A 19,785-nucleotide genomic window follows, 5' to 3' on the forward strand; every position below is an offset into this window, starting at 1 on the left:
GGCAGGCTCCTGGTGATGCAAATACGCGTATCAATCGTCGTTGCATTGCTGGTGATCGGCCTCGTGGCTCCTGCTGGCGCTGTCGGAGCGCCGATTAGCCAGGATGCGGCGTCGGCCGACACGGACTGTACGTTTCCGGTGACCGTCGAAGACGACTCCGGAACCGAAGTGACTCTGGAAGAACAACCGGAACGGATCGTGACACTCCGGCCGAGCGCCGCACAGACGCTCTGGGAGATCGGCGGTAAAGAGCAGGTGGTCGGCGTTACCAAGTTCGCCGAAAACCTGAACGACACCGACGAGATCGAGTCGATCTCCAAGGAAGAGGCGGCCGTCAGCACCGAGACAGTCGTCGGCCTCGAACCGGACATCGTGTTTGCGCCGGGCTCGGGCGACGACGAGACCGTCGACCAACTCCGCGAACTCGGCGTGACCGTGTATCGCTTCGACTCTGCAGCATCGCTCGATGACGTCTACAGTAGCGTCGAGACCATCGGTCGGCTCTCGGGCAACTGTGAGGGTGCCGCGGAGACGACCGACTGGATGGACGAAGAACTCGGCGTAGTCGCCGACGCCGTCGAGAACGAGGAATCGCCGGACGTACTCTACAGTTTCTTCGGTTACACTGCCGGGCAGGACACCTTCATCGACGAACTGATCGTGGCCGCCGGCGGGACCAACGTCGCCGCCGAGGAAGGGATCGAGGAGTATCAGCCGCTGAGTCAGGAGACCGTGGTCGATACGGATCCCGACTGGATCGTCCTGAACTCGAACTCGCCCGAGATTCCGGAGGGCGATGGCTACGAGCAGACGACGGCTGTTCAGGAAGACCAGGTGATAATCGTCGATATCAACCACCTCAATCGCCCCGCTCCCCGCGTCGTCCACGGCGTGACTGCGATGGCCGAAGCGTTCCACGGGGAGTCGTACGAGGAAGCCCTCGAGGCGGCCGAGGACGAAGAACAGACCGACGAAATCGAGGAAGGCGATGAAGAGAGTGTGGACGACGACAACGGCGAGGAGAGCGATGAGCCCGACCCGTCCGATACGGACGACGAACTCTCCGGCTTCGGAGTCGCTGTCGCCGCACTCGCGCTGTCGGCCCTCGCCCTCCTCGGGCGGGTGAAACCTGACCAATGAACGTCGTCTCGACATCCCCCTCGGGAACGGAGATCCTCTACGCGCTGGGCGTCGAACCGGTCGCAGTCTCCCATTCGTGTGATTACCCGCCAGCCGTCGACGACCTGCCGACCATCGACGTCTCGCGCGTCGACGCGGGCGCGAGCGTCGACCGGCACCGACAGGTCACAGCGTCGACTCAGGACGGCGGCGTCTACCGGATCGATTCCGAGGTGCTCCGCTCCGTCGACCCCGACCTCGTCCTCACGCAGGGCGTCTGTGGCGTCTGTGCAGTCGACCAATCGCTGATCGCCGAGACGCTGGCCGGCCTCGACATCGATCCGGACGTGCTGGCGCTCGACGCCAGTCGACTTGCCGATCTGTACGAATGTATCGAACGGGTCGGCGCGGCGGTGGGCAGAGAGACGCAGGCGGAGTCGCTCGTGGCCTCGCTCCGCGAGTGCGTCGCGGCGACCGAAGCGCGCGTCGCCGACCGGGCGGCAACGCCCCGAGTCGCAGTCTTCGAGTGGATGGACCCGCCGCGGCTTGCGGGCAACTGGGTGCCGGAGTTGATACAGAGCGCGGGCGGGCGACCGCTGCTCGTCGACCCTGGCCAGCGGACCACGGAACTCGACTGGCAGACGCTGGTCGACGTGGCGCCCGAGGTGATCGTCGTCGCACCGTGTGGCTTCGGCGTCGAGCGGACCGAGGAACGGATCGACGAACTCGCCGACCGTGAGGGCTGGGAAGCGCTTCCGGCAGTCGAGCAGGGGCGCGTCTACGCGGTCGACGGCGCGGCGTATTTTAACCGCTGGACGCCACGGCTGATCGACTCGTTGGAGCGTCTCGAACGGCTCCTCGCACGCGATGCGTCGCTTCCCGATGACGTTCGACGGCTGGTGTGACGGCCTATCGACTCGGTGATGGCTGTCTACTTGGAATACGTAACCGCTATCAGTTACGCAACAGGGATAATCATTAACTATGTAGCCGATGACCGTTGTATCATATACGATGCATCGGCGCGAGTTCGTCGCTGCGCTAGCGAGTGGGGGAGCGGTCACAGTCGCTGGCTGTAGCGATACCGACGAGAACGCGGAGGCGGGGATAGTCGGCGAAACACTCACGCTTACGACGACGACGAGCACCTACGACACCGGCCTCGTCGACGAAGTAGACGCCGCCTTCCAGGACCGGTACGGCGTCACAGTCGAGGCGGTCAGCCAGGGGACTGGCGCGGCGCTCGAAAGCGCCCGCCGCGGCGACAGCGACGTGGTGCTGGTCCACGCCCGATCGCTCGAAGACGAGTTCCTGCGGGAGGGCTACGGGGTCAACCGGCGCGATCTGATGTTTAACGACTTCGTCATTGTCGGCCCGGAAGAAGACCCGGCCGGAATCGACGGGACGGAGTCGGCAACGGAAGCGTTTCGGGCCATCGCCGAGTCCGGATCAGTCTTCGTTTCCCGCGGCGATTCGTCGGGGACACACACGAAAGAACTCGCCATCTGGGAGGAGACAGAGAGCGACCCCGGCGGGGACTGGTACCGCGAAGCGGGGAGCGGGATGGGGCAGGTGCTCACCCAGGCCGACCAGAGCGGCGGCTACACGCTGGCCGACCGCGGGACGTTTATTTCGATGCGGTCGGAGCTTTCGATCGGTATTCGCGTCGAGGGGCCCCTCGAGGGGGTCCAGAGTTGCTTGCGAACCCGTACGGCATCCTCGCCGTCAACCCCGCCGTCCACGAGAACGTCAACTACGACCTCGCGCTTGCCTACATCGGCTTTCTCACGTCCCGAGAGGGTCAGGAACTCATCGGGTCGTACACCGTCGACGGCGAGCAACTGTTCTTCCCCGAGGCGCTCTCCGACGACCCGAACTTCCAGCAGTACGTCCCGGAGGGCTGGACGCCCGAGGAGGAGTGATATGATAGCCTCTATCGCCGCAGAGACGCTCCAGGCGCTCGATCCGGCGATGATAGAGTTCCCGTTCGAGCGCAACTACGTCGAGAGCATCGTCTACGTCTCGCTCTACGTCAGCCTCACGGCAGTAGCGTTGAGCACGATGGTGAGCCTCCCGATAGCGATGCTCGTCGGCTTCGCCGAGTTCCCCGGCAAGCGGTTCGCCATCGCCCTCGTCAACACCGGGATGGGGCTTCCGAGCGTCGTCGTCGGACTGGTCGTCCTCTTTGCCGTCTCGAACCAGGGCCCGCTGGGTTCGCTCGAACTCGTCTTCACCAAGGAGGCGATGATCATGTCCCAGTTCGTCCTCGCGACCCCGGTGATCACGGGCGTTAGCCTCGCGGCCGTCACCAGCGTCGAGGAGGGGTCCGGGACGCCGCCTACGCGATGGGCGGGACGCGGGTAGATATCGCACTCGTCACGATCAAGGAGGCCCGCTACGGCATCGTGACGGGCGTCCTGGCGGGGCTTGGACGGGCGATCAGCGAGGTCGGATCGGTGCTCATCGTCGGCGGCAACATCGCCGGGGCGGACGGCACCGCCATCACGCGGACGCTGACGACGGCGATCCAGTTGGAAGCCCGACAGGGTCGGTTCGAACTGGCACTGGTGCTGGGCGCGATACTGCTGACGCTCGTGCTGTTGGTAAACGCGGTCGTGCTCCGGTTCGGCGGTGGTCGCATATGAGCGGTCGACTTGCGAGGGCGGACCAGCGGTCTCTGGACGACGGCATCGCCGTCTCGAACCTGAGCCACGGATTCGACGGCGCGGGCGTGCTCGAGGACGTCTCGCTCTCGGTCGAGAGTGGCGAGATCCTCGCGGTGATCGGTCCCTCCGGCACGGGAAAGACGACCCTGCTCGAACTGCTCGCCGCGTTCTATCGGCCCGAGGACGGGACCGTTCGGATCGACGGGACTGACGTGTGGACCCTCTCAGAACGGGAACGGCTCGCGACCCGTCGCCGGCTTGGGATGGTCTTTCAGGAGGCGAATCTCTTCGACGCGACGGTACGTCGGAACGTGAGCTACGGCCTCCACGTCCGCCGTGGCTGGCGCGAGCGGGTGCGGGAGTGGCGCTCCAGACTCTTCGGCGGGGAGACGCGCCAATCGGTGAAAGAGGCGCTAGAGACCGTGGGGCTCGCGGATGCGGAAACGCAGACCGTGGCGGCGCTGTCGGGCGGCGAGGCCCAGCGGGTCGCGTTCGCCCGGGCGCTCGCGTACGACCCCGACTTCCTCCTGCTGGACGAACCGACCTCGGATCTCGACCCGCGGAACACCGCAGTGATCGAGGAGGCGGTCGAAACAGCCCGTTCCCGGGGCCTCGGCGTCGTCGTCGCGACCCACGACATGCACCAGGCCGAACGTCTCGCCGACCGGGTCGCGGTGCTGATCGAGGGGAGACTGATAGAGGTCGGTCCGGCCGAGCGGGTGTTCTCCGATCCCGACGACCCGCGCGCTCAGCGGTTTATCGACGGCGAACTCGTCTACTCGGCGGGTGAGAACGGTGCCTAGGACGGGCGGCTACGGCGAGGCGGCGCTCGTCGAGGAAGCGTCGAGTTCGACGTCCGGGACGCCGCGTTGCTCCGTGCCATCGACCGTACTGGATCGGTCGCACAGGCCTCCTCGGAACTCGGTCGGTCGCGGGCACGAGCGCTGAACCGGATCGAGACGCTCGAAGCCGCGTTCGGATCGCTGGTAGAGCGTCGACGTGGCGGAAGCGACGGCGGCGGGAGTCGGCTAACTGAGAACGCGACGACGCTGCTAAATCGGTACGAGCGGCTACAGGTCGCCCTCGACGCCACGGCCCAGGTGCCCGAGACCGTGCTCGGCGGGACCGTCACGGCGGTCGACGGCGCGCTGGCGAGTGTAGAAACGGCAGTCGGCCCGATCCGGGGGCTCCACGACGGCGTCGAGCAGGGCCAGCAAGTTCAGGTGCGGGTCGGTGCGGACGCGATCACGGTGCTTGACGAGGCGGTAGAGCCGGATCCCGACTCGACGAGCGCCAGAAACCGACTCTCCGGCACGGTCTCCGACGTCGAACGCGGTTCGGCGGTGGTCACTATCGACGTCGACGTGGCCGGACCGACGTTTCAGGCCCTGCTCACGGCCGACAGCGAGCAACGCCTCGAACTCCGAGAGGACTGCGAGGTGACGCTCACGTGGAAGGCAACGGCAACGCGAATCGTTCGGGAGCGGGAGTAACCGCCGTTCTCAGGGTCGAAATACGTTCGGAGAGCCGTCGGCGACCACACCGTGCTCGGCATCGGCGACGGTGTCAGGCATTGTTCCGTCCGCGTATCTCGCCGCGAGACCGGCCAGGAGCGCGTCCCGGACGCAAGCCCGGACCGCCGCACCAGTGGGTGTTCCACTGCCGGTGAACTGTAGCGGATCGGGCGTACGCTCCGAGCGCTCGGTCGCGCCGACGACCACCGCGTCGGTCGTCGTCCCCGGAAAGCCCGTCTCGCGCAACAACGTCGCCGTCTTCGTCTCCGCGACGACCGCGACCAGATTGGCGAGCGCGCCCTCAGTGGCAGGCTGGTCGACGTGAACGAGCAGGTTCACCGTCCCGGTCTCGGAGGGGCTATCCTCCAGGTCCGACGTGCGGTGCGCATCGGAGTCCGGTTCCGCGCCGGGAAACAGCACGGCTGGGTTCGAGACACCCGCAGTAGCGACCGCGAAGACGTCGATAGCGCCCGTCCCGTCCCGCTCAGCAGTCATTCGTGCACAGCGCGCGTTTCGCATCTCGACGCCCGTGAGCAGGGTCGGCCCCTCCCGCTCGAAGCCGGCACCGGAGCGGCGCTCGGCGATGTATCTGTCCAGATCGGTGCGCTCCCAGCCCTCCGGTACCGTGCAGTTATAGGCGGCGTCGGCACGGCTTCGGCCGCCGTTCCAGCCAGTCGAGAGCCACGTCGTCCCGGGGGCGGATAGCTGGAGTACGCCGTCGCGGACCCGGGGCTCAGCCACCGGCGAGCACCTCCAGTAGCCGGTCGTTGGCGGCGGCGTCCTTCACGGCGACGCGGACGTGTGAGTCGAGGCCGCGAAAGCTCCGCGCGTCCCGGAGCACGATGCCGTGCTGTTGGGCGTGTGCGAGCAGTTCGTCGACATCCTCGCCCGCGTCCAGCAGGAGGAAGGGAGCGTCGGAGGAATACACGTCGAACTCCTCGGCAAGCCCGTCACGCAGACGCTCGCGCTCGTGGTCGATCCGCTGACGTGTCTCGGCGATGAACTCCTCGCACTGGAGACAGTGGGCACCGACTGCCGCCGCCGGGGTCCCCAGGTTCCACGCTCGTCGTGCGGTTTTCAGGGCGTCGAGCGTCTCAAGTTTCGCCACCGCAAAGCCCGCCCGGATCCCGGGGAGACCGAACAGTTTCGTTAGCGACCGCGCGACGACGACGCCCTCTACCCCCGCCAGCGATGGCTTGTCGGTGAAGCCGAGAAACGCCTCGTCGACGAGCAGCGTCGTGCCACTGTCGCGACAGCGCCGGGCGAACTCGCGGAGCGCCGCCGGGTCGTAGGCGTCCCCGGTGGGGTTGTTCGGCGTGCAGACGATTGCGAGAGCGTGCTCTGTCGGATCGGTATCCAGAATCCGGTCGTGGTGAACGAACGCCGGTGTCGCGCCCTGCAACTCGACTTCGCGGGCGTACTCGCCGAAACTCGGTCTGGGGACGAGGACGCTGTCGCCGGGCGCGACGTTCGTCTCGATGGCGAGTCTGATCGCCGCGAGGCCACCGGGCGTCGGGACGACCCGCTCCGGATCGCAGTCGACGTACTCCGCGGCGGCATTGCGAAACTCCGGGTAGCCGTCGTTCGGGTACCGCCGCGAGGGCTCGAACGCCTCGCGGTAGACCGCCTCGACGCCCGGCGGGATCTCCGTGTTGGTGTTGGCACTGAAGTCGAGCAGGTCCGGATCGTCACTCCCGCCGTGGGGGACCCGATCGGTCCACTTGACTGCGTCCGGGTCCATCTCAGCGCTCACCCTCGGTATCGTCGCCGGCGACTTTACTCGGGGAGCTGCCGGTCGTGGACCGTCGCTATCTGCGCTCTGACTGCTTCCGGGGAAACGCCCCCTGCGCGGCGAGAGCAAGCGCGCCGCCCATCGCAACGCCCTCCTTGGCTTCGCCGGCGACGTAGCGCGCCATCGCAACGTGTTCGCTCCGCTCGAAGCCGGGGTCAGTCACCGTCACGTCGAGGGAGAGCGTCGCCCGGGCGGCGTCGAGGTCGACCGCGGGATCCGCCGCGACGAACGACGTCGTCGCGAGCGAGAGCGACTTCTCGATACCGAACGCCCGGACGAGCGCGGCCGTCGCAACGAGTTGGGTCCCGCCAGCGAGCGTCACCTCGGTGCCGGATTCGAGCGCCCCGACGGTCAGGCCCGCGACGGTCGCCTGGACCGGATCGCCGACCGCGTCGATTGCGGCAACTGGCGAGTCGGCCATCTCGCCCGGTGCGATGGCGCTCGCATCGAGCGCCGCCGAGACCACCTGCTCTTTCAGCGCCAGGGGTTCTCCGGGAGCGAGGAGGAGACGCCCAGAGCCGTCCCAAGCGCGCGGAGCAGGGCGGCCGCCGTCGTCGTCCCGCCGGGAATCGTCTCGCCGACGAACAGTTCGTCGTCGGGGAGCGAGCGTCCGAACGCACGCGCCCGGTCGAACGTCGCCCGGGCGGACGGGACGCCATGCTCTTTCCGGATGTCCCGACCTGGCTTTGCGCCGACCGCGACGGTCGGCGCGTCGGTTTCGGCAGCGAGTCCGGCGTCGATCACTGTCACGTCGAACCCGACCTGCTCGCGGACGGCGCGGGTGATCACCGCAGGTGTCGGACAGCCAGTCGGACTCACCGGGACCAGATCGCTCGACACTGGCTCGCCGTAGATGAGGATCTCGGCGTCCATTGCGGGCGTATGCGTCATCAGCTCCGGCGAGGCTCCGGCCGCGCTGATTCCGTCGATCGTCGCCGTCTCCGTCGTTCCGGCAGCGAGGACGACCCTCACAGCATCGCCTCCGCAACTCGGGCGTCACGCGCTCGATTCACGTTCACTGCCAGTCGGTTGTCGGCTGTCAGGTACATTCTATCAGTACTCCCTCTCGGATCCCCGACCACGTTGACGCCGGTCGGGGCGATCCGGTCCGGACGTCCTGCAGGGTCGTCTCTCGCGTCGACGAGTTCGCCCTCGATTGCTCCCCGCTCGACGACGGTGTCGCTTGAGACGCCGAGATCCGTTTTGAGCGATTCGGGGACGGCGACCGTCATCGAGCCGTGTTCCCCGTCGATGTCGCCCGCATCCGCGTAGGTTTCGAGCACGTCGTCGACCGTATCGCCGGTGAGCAACGGCAGGTCGGCCGCGACAGTCAGTACTGGCTGCTCGACGGCGTCGAGCGCCACCGAGAGATCAGCGACGTAGCCCTCTCCGGGCGTCTCGATCAGCGAGACCCGTCCGGCGAGGTGTGCGTGTGTTTCGGGACTGGCTGGCGAGACGACGGCGTGGACCTGCTTGATGCGGCTCTCCGTCAGCGCTCCCAGCACACGGTCGATCATCGGCACCCCACCGATCCGGTAGAGCGGCTTTTCCCAGGCGGAGTCCGTGGCCGGTAGCGAGTCGGCGAGTCGCGTTCCCTCGCCGCCACACATCACGAGAGCGTCCATGCGGTCACCTCCGGTACTCTACCGGTGGTGAGCGTCCACGCGAGCAGGCCCGCGTAGAGACCACCAAGCCGACCGAGTTCGGTCGCCGCGCCGAGGACGTCGCCGTTGACGCCGCCCAGCGCTTTGCTGGACCACCGTCGGAGCAAGAGTGCGACTGTGAGCGCGCCGAAGATAGCCATGGCGGCGACGTAGGGCGGGCGAGCCAACAGGACAACAGGCAGCGCGACAAGGACGGGCGCGACGAGGCTCCGCGGCCCGTTGACGCCGGTGAGTTGGCTTCCCAGCCCATCGTGTGGCGCGGTGCCGAGACAGACGAGCGCCGCCGTCCCGAGTTTCGCGCCGACCTCCGCGCTTACGACGACGCTGACCGCGACGAGGAGCGGCGCGTCCGCGAGGGGGATACCTGCGAGCACGAGACCGGCAACCAGACCGATCAGGGCGAGCGTTCCGCCGACGCCAACGCTGCTGTCCTTGAGGACGCTCAGGCGTCGGTCCGGGTCTCCGTGGACGACTGCTGCGTCCCCGATATCGGCGACGCCGTCGGCGTGGTTGATGCCGGTGATGGCGTACAGCGCGAGAACGTACAGAAACGCCGTCACGGTCGGCGGTGCGGGCACGAGAAAGGCGAGTGCGGCGAGCACGCCGACGAGATAGCCGACGAGCGGCACGGTCGCGGGCGTCGCGGCGAACGCCCGCCAGCCACTCTCGTCGTGTCCGACCGGAAACCGGGTCAGGAAGCCGACCGCCCCGCGCAGAGCGGCGACACTTAGAGGAGCCACGGGACCACCCCCAGCAGGGCGGCGAGGGCGTACGCCAGCAGGCCCGCAGTCCCGACGAGTCGCACGCCGCGGCGGGCCTGTTCGACGGTCGGCAGCGACGCGAGTTCGTTGAGGACGTAGGTGTCGGGCTTTTCGAGGCGGACCTGAAGCGCACCGGCGGCGGTCGCCATCGGCCAGCCCGAATTCGGCGACGACGTGGCGGTACGCCACCGCCGCGCGGTCAGGAGCGGGTCGGGCGAGCGGGCGGCCACAGAGAGCAAGAGGGCGCTAAGCCGGGCGGGCACCCACATGGCGAGGTCGTCGAGTCGCGCACTCGCCCAGCCATGGGGTTTCGAGGGGTAGCCCAGCATCGAGTCGAGCGTATTCACGGCCTTGATCCACGCCGCGCCAGCCACACCCGCCGCGAGCGAGACGGGTGCGAGCAAGGAGAAGGCAAGCAGGGGCGCGACCAGGCCGTCCGCGAGGTTCTCGCTCGCGCTCTCGACCGCAGCACTGCGCAGTAGTTCCGGGGAGAGATCGGTTGGATCACGACCAGCCAGCGCCGGAAGCCGCTCCCGGGCGGCCGCCGGATCGGTCGCACTGGCTTCGATGACGCCCGCGGCCTCGTCCAGCAGCATCCGCAGGCTGGTCGTCGTAAAGAGCGCGAGACCGGCGACGACGCCGCCCGCCACCGGATGGGCGAGCGACGCGAGAAACACCACTCCGCCCACTGCAAGCCCTGCGGCGACCGGGAGAACCAGCGCGACGCCGATACCGACGAATCGCGCCATTGGCCACTCCCTGTCGAACCGGCCGACGAGGCTGCCGAACAGGGCGACCGGGTGGATCGCTGATGGAGGCTCGCGGACCGTCCGGTCGAGGGCGGCGGCCAGACAGACCGCGAGCGTAATCGTCAGCGACACCGCTACTCCACCTCGTCGAGTCGTCCGTCCGAATCGAGCAGGGCCGGGATATCCGCGAGCGAGTGCTCGTCGAGCAGGAGCGCCCGGCCGCCGACTGACTCGATACCGCCGTCGGTCGCCGCATCGTCGCCGACGTGTGTCACCGTCTCGACGTCGATGTCGAGGCGGGAGGCGAACGACTCGAACGCACGGGAGTCGGGCTTTCGCCAGCCACAGCCAGTACTCGACACGACCACGTCGAAGGTCGAGCGGTCGACGTCCGAGCGAAGCAAGGATTTCGGGACGAGTTCGGGGACACTACAGTTCGAGAGGATGCCGACCGGCCCGCGTTCGGCGGCGGCCTCGACTGCTTCGACCGCGCCGGAGCGCGTCTCCACCTCCGGATCGAACGCCGCGACGACCGCCCGCCGGACGACGTTGTTCTCGGGGCGGACGCCCAGACTGGCGAGCGCGGCGGCGACGTGGGCCGGGAGCGGAACCTCTGCCCCGTCGGGAGCGTCGATATGGACCTCCCGATAGGCCGCCGGGAAGTCGGCGGGGACGTCGACGCCGCGGCTCGCGAGCGCCGACCCGACGGCGTCTGCCGGCGATTCCGGTCGGTCGACCGAGACGAGCGTTCCGAAGAGATCGAACGAAACTGCCACTATCGACGTATTACTGCAAGCTCACTTGAACACGACGGTCCGACTCCGGGGGATCATATATTCCGAAGTGAATAAACAAAATTTTTCACTGGTGCGAGAGTATGCGCAGCTAATGGTCGAGGCTTTCGCCGTCGCGAGCGGGAAGGGAGGGACCGGCAAGACGACAGCGACGCTCGCCCTCGGGATGGCGCTCGCGGAGGAACACGACGTGACTATCGTCGACGCCGACACCGGCATGGCGAATCTCCTCTTTCACGCGGGGCTTGAGGACGTCGAGACGACGCTCCACGATCTGTTGATCGAAGAACGAGAGGCGTCGGTCGACGCCGCAGTGTACGAGCGACACGGGCTCTCGGTCGTGCCGTGTGGCACGAGCCTGACCGACTTCGAGGCCGCCGAACCGGGACGGCTCCGCGACGTGGTCGCCTCGCTCGCCGCTGATACCGACATCCTCCTGCTCGATTCGCCCGCCGCGCTGGGCTCGAAAACCGCCGTCCTGCCGATTGTCCTCGCCGACCGGGTCATCACCGTACTGTCACCGACGATTCCCGCCCTGAGTGATGGGCTGAAAGTACAGGAGTACGCCAGTTCCTACGGGACTGATACTGCAGGCGTCCTGTTCAACAAGGTCCGCGACGACGCCCGGATGGACACCGTCACCGATCGGACCGAGCGCTACTTCGACGGCCCCGTCATCGGAGCGGTCCCCGAGTGCTCGGCCGCACATCGAGCGAGGGCGGCGGGCGAACCTCTGCTCTCGTACGCGCCGGAGTCGCCGGCGGCGACCGCGTTCGTCGACGCCGCCGCCGAGTTAACGCCCGAACCGCGGGACTCGGCGGCAGTCGCCAACCGATTCAGAAGCGCCGTCGTCCCCGACCGGCCATGAAACTTCCACGCGGTCGATTGCTCCGCTCACGAGTCGTCTCCGCTGCCGGAACGGCGCTCTCGACGGTGCTCGACGGAGCACTCACTGGCTACGTCGTCTTCGAGCCACAGGACGCATTGCTGCTGGACGTCGACGGACGCGGCGTCGTGACCTTCCGCGAGGGCGTCCCGATGCTCGTCTACCATACTGGCACCGACCGGGGCGGCGTCGACGGCCTCGCCGATCTGGCCGTCCCCGGCCCGTACAAGGTCGACGTTTTCTCGCTCCCTGCCGGACGGATCGAGGAACTCCACGAGACGGAGTCGCTTCGCGTTCGGCCGGGCGTCCCGGCCCAGCGGGTCGCCGGGGATTCCGGACTGGCGGACCGGACGCGGTCCCGGGCGCAAGAGCACGGCCTGATGCCTGACGAGGACGCTCTGGCCGGCGAGGAGGATGCAGTCGCCTCGTTTCTCGACGACGAAGAACGGATCGAGGCGATCAAGCGACAGGCACGCGCCGAGGCCGAGCGACAGGCCAGTGAGTGGGGACTCGAAGACGAACTGGTCGACGACGACGGGCGCAAGTAGTGGATGATCGAACAAACGGTGCCAACGCCCCGCAAACGAGCACTCATCTATATGTTCCATCCGGCTAAACACTATCATGAACCATGAAGAAACTCATCAACGAGCCAGAAGATGTCGTCGACGAGATGCTCGACGGAATGGTAGCAGCGTACCCTGACCGACTCCGGCGCCTCGACGATGCGGAGGTGCTCGTACGCGCTGACGCCCCGATAGATGGGAAAGTGGGAATCGTCTCTGGTGGTGGTAGCGGCCACGAACCGACCCACGCCGGGTACCTCGGCGAGGGGATGCTAGACGGCGCGGCGGCCGGCGAGGTGTTCACCTCCCCGACCGCAGATCAACTCGAATCGATGATCCAGGCCTGTGACAGCGGCGAGGGCGTCCTCTGTGTGGTGAAAAACTACGAGGGCGACGTGATGAACTTCGACACCGCCGCGGAGATGGCCGAGATGCAAGACACCGAGGTCTCACAGGTCGTCGTCAACGACGACGTCGCCGTCGAGGACTCGCTGTACACCTCCGGTCGCCGCGGCGTCGCAGGGACCATCCTCGTCCACAAGGCCGCCGGTGCGAAGGCGGCCGAGGGCGCGTCGCTCGACGAAGTGAGCCGCGTCGCCGAGAAGGTCGTCGACAACGTCGGGACGATGGGGATGGCGCTGACCTCCTGTATCACGCCGGACAAGGGCGAACCGACGTTCGATCTGGGCGAGGACGAGATCGAACTCGGCATCGGGATCCACGGCGAACCGGGCACGGAACGGACCGAGATCATGAGCGCCGACGAGATTACCGAACATCTCACCGAACGGGTACTCGACGACCTCGACCTCGACGAGGGACAGGAGGTCGTCACCATCGTCAACGGGATGGGCGGTAGCCCGCTGATGGAGCTGTTCGTCGTCAACAAACGCCTGCAGGAACTGATGGACGACCACGGGCTCGAAACCTGGGACGCGTGGGTCGGCGACTACATGACCTCGCTGGACATGGACGGCGCGTCGATCACCGTCTGTGCGGTCGACGACGAGCTCAAAGAGCTCCTGTCGGCACCGGCTGACACGCCAGGGCTGACAGTGAGGGAGTAAACGCCACAAACGATTTGCGCTTCCCCTGCATCCGCATTTTTACATGAGTAACACAGAGCACCAACGAGAAGCGGTCGAACAGGCACTCGAAAACGTCACCGAGCGACTCGACGAGGAGAAGACTCATCTGACCGATCTGGACTCGGCGATCGGCGACGCCGACCACGGGGCGAACATGACCCGCGGGTTCAGAAAGGCCAACGAGAAAGTCCAGGCGATGGACGAAGACGACCCCGCGGAACTGGTGAAGACCATCGGCGTCACGCTCGTCTCGGAGGTCGGCGGCGCGTCCGGACCGCTCTACGGCGGGTCGATCATGTCCGCGAGCCAGGAGTTCGCCGACGACGGGATCACAGCAGAGACGAGCATCGCCTTTGCCGAGGCATATCTGGAGAAGGTCCAGGACCGCGGCGGCGCGGAGGTCGGGTCGAAGACGATGGTCGACGCCCTGACGCCCGCAGTCCACACCTACAAGAAGTCGATCGAGACGGACGATCTGGAACCGCTGGAGGCGCTGGCGAAGGCGGTTGACGCCGCCGAGCGGGGCGTCGAGTTCACCACGCCGATCCGGGCGAAGAAGGGACGGGCGTCCTATCTCGGCTGGCGCTCGGTGGGCCATCAGGACCCCGGTGCGACGTCGACGCTGTACATCATGGAGGAACTGCTGGCGACCGCCCAGGACATCCTCAACGGCGAGGTGGAGGCGACTGCCGAGGCCGAGGAAGCACCCGAGGAGATGCCCGACGAGGTCGCAGAGGGCGAAGAGAAATGATCGGTCTCGTCGTGGTCTCACACAGCGCCCGCGCCGCCGAGGGGATCTGTGAGGTCGCGGGGGAGATGGCTGGCGACGCACGGATCGAACCTGCCGGGGGCGAGGCCGATGGCCTCGGCACCGACGCGGGTCGGATTCAGGACGCCATCGCGGCCGCCGACGACGGGGACGGCGTGGTCGTCCTCGTTGACCTCGGCAGCGCAGTGATGAACACCGAGTTAGCAATCGAGATGGCAGACGCCGACGCGCGGATCGCCGACGCACCCGTCCTGGAGGGTGCGGTCAACGCCGGTGTCGAGACGACCAACAAGAAGGCAACACTCGACTCGGTCGTCGAACGGGCCGAAGAAGCGCGCGAGTACCGGAAACTGGACTGACGGCGGTGATCCGGGACCCTTCCCGGCCCCCGCAATCGGCGAGGCTGTCGCCGGACGAGATGGCACACACTCATACTGATCCGCACGAAAACGGGGAGCAATGACGGAGTTTCGACCCCTCCCGGAGACGGATCGTCCGCAGTTCCGCTCGATGCTTCGCTACGCATTCACTCCCGAGAGCGGCCCAACCGATGACGAAGACACCGAAGACGACGAGGAACCGACGCTGTTCGACCGATACGGCCTCTACGACGGCAACGACCTCGTCAGCGGGTGCAAACTCTACGCACCCGAGGCACGCGTTCGCGATGAAATCACGACGATCGGTGGCCTGGGAGCGGTTGCGACCCGCCCCGAGTTCCGCGGGCAGGGCTACGGCAAGCAACTGTGTCAGCGGATGCTGGCCGAGTACCGTGAGCGAGAGATCGGTCTCGTCACGCTCTGGCCGTTCTCGACGCCGTTCTACCGTCGGATGGGCTGGGGGACTGCAAACGATGTGACCCGGTACGAACTGCCGCCGCGGGCGTTGCCGACTGTCGAAACCGTCGGGCAGATGCGTCGCATCGACGGCGAGGACTGGCAGGCGCTCGTCCGCGTGGAGCAGGGAGCCAACCGCGACGTTTCCCTGTCACTGCGTCGCTCCGAGGCGTGGTGGCGCGAGCGAACGTTATCGAACTGGAACGGGAACGGCGAGTCGTACTGCTACGGCTACGAACGCGACGGGGACCTGCAGGGCTATCTGGTCTACACCGTCGCCGACGACGACTCGGGGACGCTCTCGGTCAGTGGCTTCGATGCCGCCGACGAGGAGGCCTACCGCGCCCTGCTCGACTTCCTCGCGGGGCACGGCGCACAGATCGAGCGGATCGTCGTCGAGCGCGCACTCGGAACGGACCTGCTCGCCCGGGTCGACGATCCGGCGGCGGTCGACTGTCATGTAGAATCGGGGCCGATGGTACGGCTTACCGACGTCACGGCGCTCGAAGCGGTCGAGTGGCCAGCGGGCGAGGTCGAGTGTACGCTCTCGGTGTCGGATCCGCTGGTCGCTGACAACAATGGAGGGGTCCGACTCTCCGTCGCAGACGGCAGGGCGACCGTCGAACCGATCGCCGAGTCGGCTGACGCTGTCAATGCGACGGTGGGCATCGGGACGCTCTCTCAGTTAGCGGTCGGAACCTACGGAATCGACGATGCCGAGCGGTTTGGCGACCTGCGGATCGCTGACGAATCGGTTCGCGACCCGCTCGCTACGGTCTTCCGACCGCGTACCGTCGGCCTCCGGGAGTTCTTCTGCCGCTCAGGGTTTGACCAGTACCTTGATCGCATCGCGCTCGTCCATCGCGCGATAGCCCTCCGGGACGCCATCGAGGTCGACTGTTTTCGTGAATATCGGCGATGGGTCAAGCGTACCACCCAGCACGTCGGCCATCAACTCGTCAGCGTACGCCCGGACCGGCGCGACGCCGCCCCGGAGCGTGATATTGTCACTGAACAGCGACTGTAGCTCGAGGCCGGCGTCGTCGACGCCGTAGGGGACACCCACGTAGCCGATTGTACCGCCCGGGCGACAGGCTTCGATTGCGGTGTCCATCGACGACGCCGCGCCCACACACTCCATGACGTGGTTCGCGCCGCCGTAGGTCAGTTCCTGGGCGCGTTCGACGGCCCCTCGCCGCGGGCCGCGATGGTTTCGGTCGCGCCGAACTCCTCGGCGAGAGCGAGACGGTCCTCGTGGTGGCCCATCGCGATGATCCGTTCGGCACCGAGACGGCGAGCGGCGAGGACGCCACAGAGGCCGACCGCGCCGTCACCGATTACGACGCAGGTGTCGCCCTCGCCCACGCCGGCGCTTTTTGCGGCGTGGTGGCCCGTGCCCATCACGTCGGTGAGCGGAAGCAGTGATTCGAGGGTGTCCTCATCGTCGGCGTGGCGGTCGGGGACCCGGACGAGCGTCCCGTCGGCCTCGGGAACGCGGATCTGCTCGCCCTGACAGCCGCCGTTCTCGTCGCCCCAGGAGTCCCCGTTCGTACAGGAGGTGTGCAGTCCCTTCCGGCAGAACTCACAGCGACCACAGCTAATGACGAAGGGGGCGAACACGCGGTCCCCAACGTCGACCGATGTGACGTCCTCGCCGACGTCCTCAACGATTCCCATCGGCTCGTGGCCCACGCGGGACCCGTCCTCGCGGTCGCTCTCGCCGCGATAGAACCAGAGATCGGAGCCACAGACCGCGGTGTGTGTCACCCGAACGACGGCGTCGTTCGGCGAGTCGAGTTCGACGTCCGGTACCTCTTCGACCGTGATTTCGCCGGGGCCGCGGTAGATGGCTGCGCGCATAGTCTGTATTAGTGGCCGTCTCACAAAACGGTTCGCTCAGGCGAAGGGTCATGTGGGACAGGCTCTAACACGGTGTATGGACCGTACCGCGATCCGACAAGCGTGGGACGAGATCGCCGAGACGTACGCGAACCGGCGCGATCCGGCCGGTTCCGACGCCGATCTGACCGACGACTTGCTCGATGCCTGTCCGCCCGATCCGCTCGTGCTGGATGTCGGCTGTGGCGACGGGGCGCGGACGCTCGCAAACCTTCCGCCGGACGCTATCGGCCTCGATATCTCTCGTGAGGGGCTCTTGCTGGCGGCCAACAGAGTCGCCGGAGGGCGACTGGTACAGGGGGACATGGAGTCGCTCCCGCTGGCCGATGGCTCCGTGGACGCGATCACCGCCTACCATGCCGTCTTTCATGTCCCGCGAACGGCACAGCCCGCGGTGTACGAGGAGTTCTATCGCGTGCTCGACTCGGGCGGGAAACTACTGATGACCCTGCCTGGCGGGCGCTTCGAGACGGTGCGCCGCGGCTGGATGGGTGGCTCGATGTTCTTCTCAGCGCCCGGCAAAGACCGGACACTCGACCAACTCCGGAGCGCCGGGTTCGAGGACCTCCGAACCGCGACGGTCGACGACCCGCTTGGCAGTTCCAGCGAGTACGTCTTCGCGACCCGGAGCTGACTGTACGAACCTCCCCGGCAGTCGATATTTACCGCTGGGGTCGAAAGGGGAGTATGGATACCGCCGTCGTCTGGTACCGTGACGACCTGCGTGTCGAGGGCAACCCCACCCTCGCCAACGCAGTGGACGAGGCCGAGCACGTCGTCCCGGTCTACGTGTTCGACCCACGCCGTCGCGGCGAGACGAGATACGACACCGAGAAACGAGGCGCACACAGGGCCCGCTTTCGCCGCGAAAGCGTCGCCGACCTGCGGGAATCGGTACGGGAGCGCGGGGGAGAACTGTTCGTCCGCGAGGGCCACGTCGAGGACGTCGTGCCGTCGGTTGCCGACGCGGTCGACGCCGACGCCGTGTTCGCACAGACCAAGCCGGCAACCGAAGAGATCAGCCGCGAACACGCGGTACGCGACGCGCTCGGCGACGATATTCCGTTTCATCGCCGGCTCACGCATACCCTCTACCATATCAACGATCTACCGACACCGTACGATCGGATCGACGATACGTTCACGCCGTGGCGCAAGAACGTCGAGGAGACCACGCCAGTCCGAGAGCCGGTTCCGGCCCCGGAGAGCGTCTCGACGCCCGATGTCGACGCCGGCGAGATACCGACGCTCTCGTCGATGGGGATCGACGAGCCACCGACCGACGACCGGGCAGTCCTCCCCTTCGAGGGGGCGAAACCGCCGGAAAAGCGCGGGTAAACCGCTATCTCTGGGAGGAGGATCGACTCCGGGAGTACAAATCCACGCGGAACGGCCTGCTCGGGTCGGAGTACTCCTCGAAGTTCTCGCCGTGGCTCGCCGCTGGCTGTCTCTCGCCGCGCTGGATCCACGAGCAGGTGAAACAGTACGAGGACGAGCGCGTTTCCAACGAGGACACCTACTGGCTGGTCTTCGAGTTGCTCTGGCGGGATTTCTTCCAGTTCCAGTTTCTCAAACACGGCGACGACTTCTTCACTCAGTCCGGCATTCGCGACGTCGAACCGGACTGGAAGCAGGACCGACAGGCCTTCCGGCAGTGGGCCGCCGGCGAGACGGGGTTCCCTTCGTCGATGCGAACATGCGCGAGTTGAACCGGACGGGGTACATGTCGAACCGTGGCCGGCAGAACGTCGCGTCGTTTCTCGCTGACGCGCTGGGCATCGACTGGCGCTGGGGGCGGCTTACTTTGAGGAGCAACTGATCGACTACGACGTCGCCTCGAACTGGGGGAACTGGGCGTATCAGGCCGGCGTCGGCAACGACTCGCGGGACGGCTTCTTCGACGTCCTCGCACAGGCGGAGCGGTACGACGCCGACGCCGAGTACGTGCAGACGTGGCTGCCGGAACTCGACCCCTCCCCCGGAGTACGCCCATCGCCCGTGGCAGATGAACGCTGACGCCGAGTCCACGTACGACGTCGTGCTCGGTGTCGACTATCCCGAACCGATGATCGACGTGACCGAGCGGTTTTCGGAACTGCGCGATCAGTGAGCACACGGTCAAGAACGAGCAGATGCCGTCAGTCCCGGTCGTTTCTCTCAGCCTACTTTCATAGCGCTTTAACTGCCACTTCCCATTGAATAGAAGCATAGTGGCTGCAGCTGCCGACGACGAGACGAGGCGTGTGCTGGTGACTAGCACCCGCCAACTCGTCCTGCCGTCGAACCCGTCGTATCTCCAGGAGTTCGATCTGCGGACGAAACAGCACGCAGTTACCTGTGCCACCGGCGAGTACGAGGAAGGCCGTTGGCGTGGCGTTCCCATCGAGTCGCTCCTGTCACGTGTCGATGCCGACGAGCGATCGACGCACCTTCTCGTCACCGGAGAGGACGGCTACCGGACCTGCGTAGCGATCAGGAAAGCGTTCGATGCGATGCTGGCAGTCGCTCGGGAGGACGTCGAGACGGACGGTGCCCTGCCCAGATTCATCGGCGACAAGATAGACGGGCAACAGTCCGTTGCCCGCGTCAAGCAGATCGAGACGGTTCGTCTCGACCCCGAGGAGGACGCCAGCGAGTACGCCCACCGTCCCGCGTCCGAGGGCTGAGCCCGGCGACGCAGTT

16 protein-coding genes and 7 pseudogenes are annotated in these 19,785 nt (G+C 66.7%); 15 read left to right on the forward strand and 8 right to left on the reverse strand.

What is annotated here, in order from left to right; translation table 11 throughout:
* Nucleotides 1–15: 15 nt before the first annotated feature.
* The 6 genes and pseudogenes from ACFQH2_RS13540 to ACFQH2_RS13565 all read left to right on the forward strand — a co-directional run bounded on the left by ACFQH2_RS13540 (nucleotide 16) and on the right by ACFQH2_RS13565 (nucleotide 5,278).
* Nucleotides 16–1,140: a PGF-CTERM-anchored ABC transporter substrate-binding protein gene (locus ACFQH2_RS13540; RefSeq protein WP_377054431.1), complete on the forward strand. Its 1,125-nt coding sequence runs from the start codon at nucleotides 16–18 to the stop codon at nucleotides 1,138–1,140.
* Entirely contained in the window at nucleotides 1,137–2,024 is an 888-nt protein-coding gene (locus tag ACFQH2_RS13545; RefSeq protein WP_377054433.1) for an ABC transporter substrate-binding protein, read from the forward strand. The genes ACFQH2_RS13540 and ACFQH2_RS13545 overlap by 4 nt, the downstream gene beginning before the upstream one ends.
* Nucleotides 2,025–2,133: 109 nt before the next feature.
* Nucleotides 2,134–3,041, forward strand: a pseudogene (locus ACFQH2_RS13550) (substrate-binding domain-containing protein).
* Between the two features lies 1 nt (nucleotide 3,042).
* Nucleotides 3,043–3,764, forward strand: a pseudogene (locus ACFQH2_RS13555) (ABC transporter permease).
* Complete coding sequence (locus ACFQH2_RS13560; protein WP_377054439.1) at nucleotides 3,761–4,588, forward strand: ABC transporter ATP-binding protein; 828 nt, start codon at nucleotides 3,761–3,763, stop codon at nucleotides 4,586–4,588. The pseudogene ACFQH2_RS13555 and the gene ACFQH2_RS13560 overlap by 4 nt, the downstream one beginning before the upstream one ends.
* A pseudogene (locus ACFQH2_RS13565) lies at nucleotides 4,581–5,278 on the forward strand (TOBE domain-containing protein). The gene ACFQH2_RS13560 and the pseudogene ACFQH2_RS13565 overlap by 8 nt, the downstream one beginning before the upstream one ends.
* Before the next feature lie 9 nt (nucleotides 5,279–5,287).
* Here ACFQH2_RS13565 and ACFQH2_RS13570 read toward each other — a convergent pair.
* From ACFQH2_RS13570 to ACFQH2_RS13600, 7 genes and pseudogenes are all read right to left on the reverse strand, one after another.
* Nucleotides 5,288–6,040 carry an adenosylcobinamide amidohydrolase gene (locus ACFQH2_RS13570; RefSeq protein WP_377054443.1) on the reverse strand — a complete coding sequence of 251 codons (753 nt, stop codon included), beginning with the start codon at nucleotides 6,038–6,040 and terminating at the stop codon, nucleotides 5,288–5,290.
* Nucleotides 6,033–7,040 carry a threonine-phosphate decarboxylase CobD gene (gene cobD, locus ACFQH2_RS13575; RefSeq protein ID WP_377057088.1) on the reverse strand — a complete coding sequence of 336 codons (1,008 nt, stop codon included), beginning with the start codon at nucleotides 7,038–7,040 and terminating at the stop codon, nucleotides 6,033–6,035. Before cobD ends, ACFQH2_RS13570 begins: the two co-directional genes overlap by 8 nt.
* A gap of 67 nt (nucleotides 7,041–7,107) precedes the next feature.
* A pseudogene (locus tag ACFQH2_RS13580) lies at nucleotides 7,108–8,063 on the reverse strand (nicotinate-nucleotide--dimethylbenzimidazole phosphoribosyltransferase).
* Nucleotides 8,060–8,701: an NTP transferase domain-containing protein gene (locus ACFQH2_RS13585; RefSeq protein WP_377057090.1), complete on the reverse strand. Its 642-nt coding sequence runs from the start codon at nucleotides 8,699–8,701 to the stop codon at nucleotides 8,060–8,062. Before ACFQH2_RS13585 ends, ACFQH2_RS13580 begins: the two are co-directional and overlap by 4 nt.
* Nucleotides 8,701–9,495, reverse strand: a complete 795-nt coding sequence (cobS, locus tag ACFQH2_RS13590; RefSeq protein WP_377054447.1) for an adenosylcobinamide-GDP ribazoletransferase — start codon at nucleotides 9,493–9,495, stop codon at nucleotides 8,701–8,703. Before cobS ends, ACFQH2_RS13585 begins: the two co-directional genes overlap by 1 nt.
* The gene (locus ACFQH2_RS13595; protein WP_377054449.1) at nucleotides 9,483–10,397 is read right to left on the reverse strand and encodes a CobD/CbiB family cobalamin biosynthesis protein; all 915 of its coding nucleotides are present in this window, start codon (nucleotides 10,395–10,397) and stop codon (nucleotides 9,483–9,485) included. Before ACFQH2_RS13595 ends, cobS begins: the two co-directional genes overlap by 13 nt.
* 2 nt (nucleotides 10,398–10,399) lie before the next feature.
* A complete protein-coding gene (locus ACFQH2_RS13600; RefSeq protein WP_377054451.1) occupies nucleotides 10,400–11,041 on the reverse strand; it encodes an HAD family hydrolase in 642 nt (213 codons plus the stop codon).
* A 112-nt stretch (nucleotides 11,042–11,153) separates the two neighbouring features.
* On the opposite strand from ACFQH2_RS13600, the gene ACFQH2_RS13605 reads away from it, so the two are divergent.
* The 6 genes and pseudogenes from ACFQH2_RS13605 to ACFQH2_RS13630 all read left to right on the forward strand — a co-directional run.
* Nucleotides 11,154–11,927 carry an AAA family ATPase gene (locus ACFQH2_RS13605; protein ID WP_377054453.1) on the forward strand — a complete coding sequence of 258 codons (774 nt, stop codon included), beginning with the start codon at nucleotides 11,154–11,156 and terminating at the stop codon, nucleotides 11,925–11,927.
* The gene (locus ACFQH2_RS13610; RefSeq protein ID WP_377054455.1) at nucleotides 11,924–12,493 is read left to right on the forward strand and encodes a hypothetical protein; all 570 of its coding nucleotides are present in this window, start codon (nucleotides 11,924–11,926) and stop codon (nucleotides 12,491–12,493) included. Before ACFQH2_RS13605 ends, ACFQH2_RS13610 begins: the two co-directional genes overlap by 4 nt.
* An 83-nt stretch (nucleotides 12,494–12,576) precedes the next feature.
* Complete coding sequence (gene dhaK, locus ACFQH2_RS13615; protein WP_377054457.1) at nucleotides 12,577–13,578, forward strand: dihydroxyacetone kinase subunit DhaK; 1,002 nt, start codon at nucleotides 12,577–12,579, stop codon at nucleotides 13,576–13,578.
* Nucleotides 13,579–13,621: 43 nt separating this feature from the next.
* On the forward strand, nucleotides 13,622–14,350 hold the full coding sequence (dhaL, locus tag ACFQH2_RS13620; protein ID WP_377054459.1) for a dihydroxyacetone kinase subunit DhaL: 729 nt from the start codon (nucleotides 13,622–13,624) through the stop codon (nucleotides 14,348–14,350).
* Complete coding sequence (dhaM, locus tag ACFQH2_RS13625) at nucleotides 14,347–14,727, forward strand: dihydroxyacetone kinase phosphoryl donor subunit DhaM (RefSeq protein ID WP_377054462.1); 381 nt, start codon at nucleotides 14,347–14,349, stop codon at nucleotides 14,725–14,727. The genes dhaL and dhaM overlap by 4 nt, the downstream gene beginning before the upstream one ends.
* 100 nt (nucleotides 14,728–14,827) lie before the next feature.
* Nucleotides 14,828–15,982 (forward strand): annotated as a pseudogene (locus ACFQH2_RS13630) (GNAT family N-acetyltransferase); the annotation flags it as partial.
* Nucleotides 15,983–16,024: 42 nt separating this feature from the next.
* Here the strand turns inward: ACFQH2_RS13630 and ACFQH2_RS13635 are convergent.
* A pseudogene (locus ACFQH2_RS13635) lies at nucleotides 16,025–17,064 on the reverse strand (zinc-dependent alcohol dehydrogenase family protein).
* A 76-nt stretch (nucleotides 17,065–17,140) separates the two neighbouring features.
* Between ACFQH2_RS13635 and ACFQH2_RS13640 the strand changes: the two are divergent.
* From ACFQH2_RS13640 to ACFQH2_RS13650, 3 genes and pseudogenes are all read left to right on the forward strand, one after another.
* Nucleotides 17,141–17,737, forward strand: a complete 597-nt coding sequence (locus ACFQH2_RS13640; RefSeq protein WP_377054468.1) for a class I SAM-dependent methyltransferase — start codon at nucleotides 17,141–17,143, stop codon at nucleotides 17,735–17,737.
* A 53-nt stretch (nucleotides 17,738–17,790) separates the two neighbouring features.
* A pseudogene (locus ACFQH2_RS13645) lies at nucleotides 17,791–19,213 on the forward strand (DASH family cryptochrome).
* Nucleotides 19,214–19,313: 100 nt separating this feature from the next.
* Nucleotides 19,314–19,769 carry a molybdopterin-dependent oxidoreductase gene (locus tag ACFQH2_RS13650; protein ID WP_377054472.1) on the forward strand — a complete coding sequence of 152 codons (456 nt, stop codon included), beginning with the start codon at nucleotides 19,314–19,316 and terminating at the stop codon, nucleotides 19,767–19,769.
* Nucleotides 19,770–19,785 lie beyond the last annotated feature (16 nt).

It is taken from the genome of Natronoarchaeum sp. GCM10025703, assembly GCF_042661985.1.
In the GTDB taxonomy this organism is placed as follows: Archaea; Halobacteriota; Halobacteria; order Halobacteriales; family Natronoarchaeaceae; genus Natranaeroarchaeum.

Excerpts from the sequence above, each read along its gene's own strand:
- ACFQH2_RS13560 (WP_377054439.1), top strand. The coding sequence starts at position 3,761 with ATGAGCGGTCGACTTGCGAGGGCGGACCAGCGGTCTCTGGACGACGGC.
- ACFQH2_RS13585 (WP_377057090.1), bottom strand. The coding sequence starts at position 8,701 with ATGTGTGGCGGCGAGGGAACGCGACTCGCCGACTCGCTACCGGCCACG.
- dhaM (WP_377054462.1), top strand. The coding sequence starts at position 14,347 with ATGATCGGTCTCGTCGTGGTCTCACACAGCGCCCGCGCCGCCGAGGGG.
- dhaK (WP_377054457.1), top strand. The coding sequence starts at position 12,577 with ATGAAGAAACTCATCAACGAGCCAGAAGATGTCGTCGACGAGATGCTC.
- dhaL (WP_377054459.1), top strand. The coding sequence starts at position 13,622 with ATGAGTAACACAGAGCACCAACGAGAAGCGGTCGAACAGGCACTCGAA.
- ACFQH2_RS13545 (WP_377054433.1), top strand. The coding sequence starts at position 1,137 with ATGAACGTCGTCTCGACATCCCCCTCGGGAACGGAGATCCTCTACGCG.
- ACFQH2_RS13540 (WP_377054431.1), top strand. The coding sequence starts at position 16 with ATGCAAATACGCGTATCAATCGTCGTTGCATTGCTGGTGATCGGCCTC.
- ACFQH2_RS13605 (WP_377054453.1), top strand. The coding sequence starts at position 11,154 with ATGGTCGAGGCTTTCGCCGTCGCGAGCGGGAAGGGAGGGACCGGCAAG.
- ACFQH2_RS13610 (WP_377054455.1), top strand. The coding sequence starts at position 11,924 with ATGAAACTTCCACGCGGTCGATTGCTCCGCTCACGAGTCGTCTCCGCT.
- ACFQH2_RS13640 (WP_377054468.1), top strand. The coding sequence starts at position 17,141 with ATGGACCGTACCGCGATCCGACAAGCGTGGGACGAGATCGCCGAGACG.
- cobD (WP_377057088.1), bottom strand. The coding sequence starts at position 7,040 with ATGGACCCGGACGCAGTCAAGTGGACCGATCGGGTCCCCCACGGCGGG.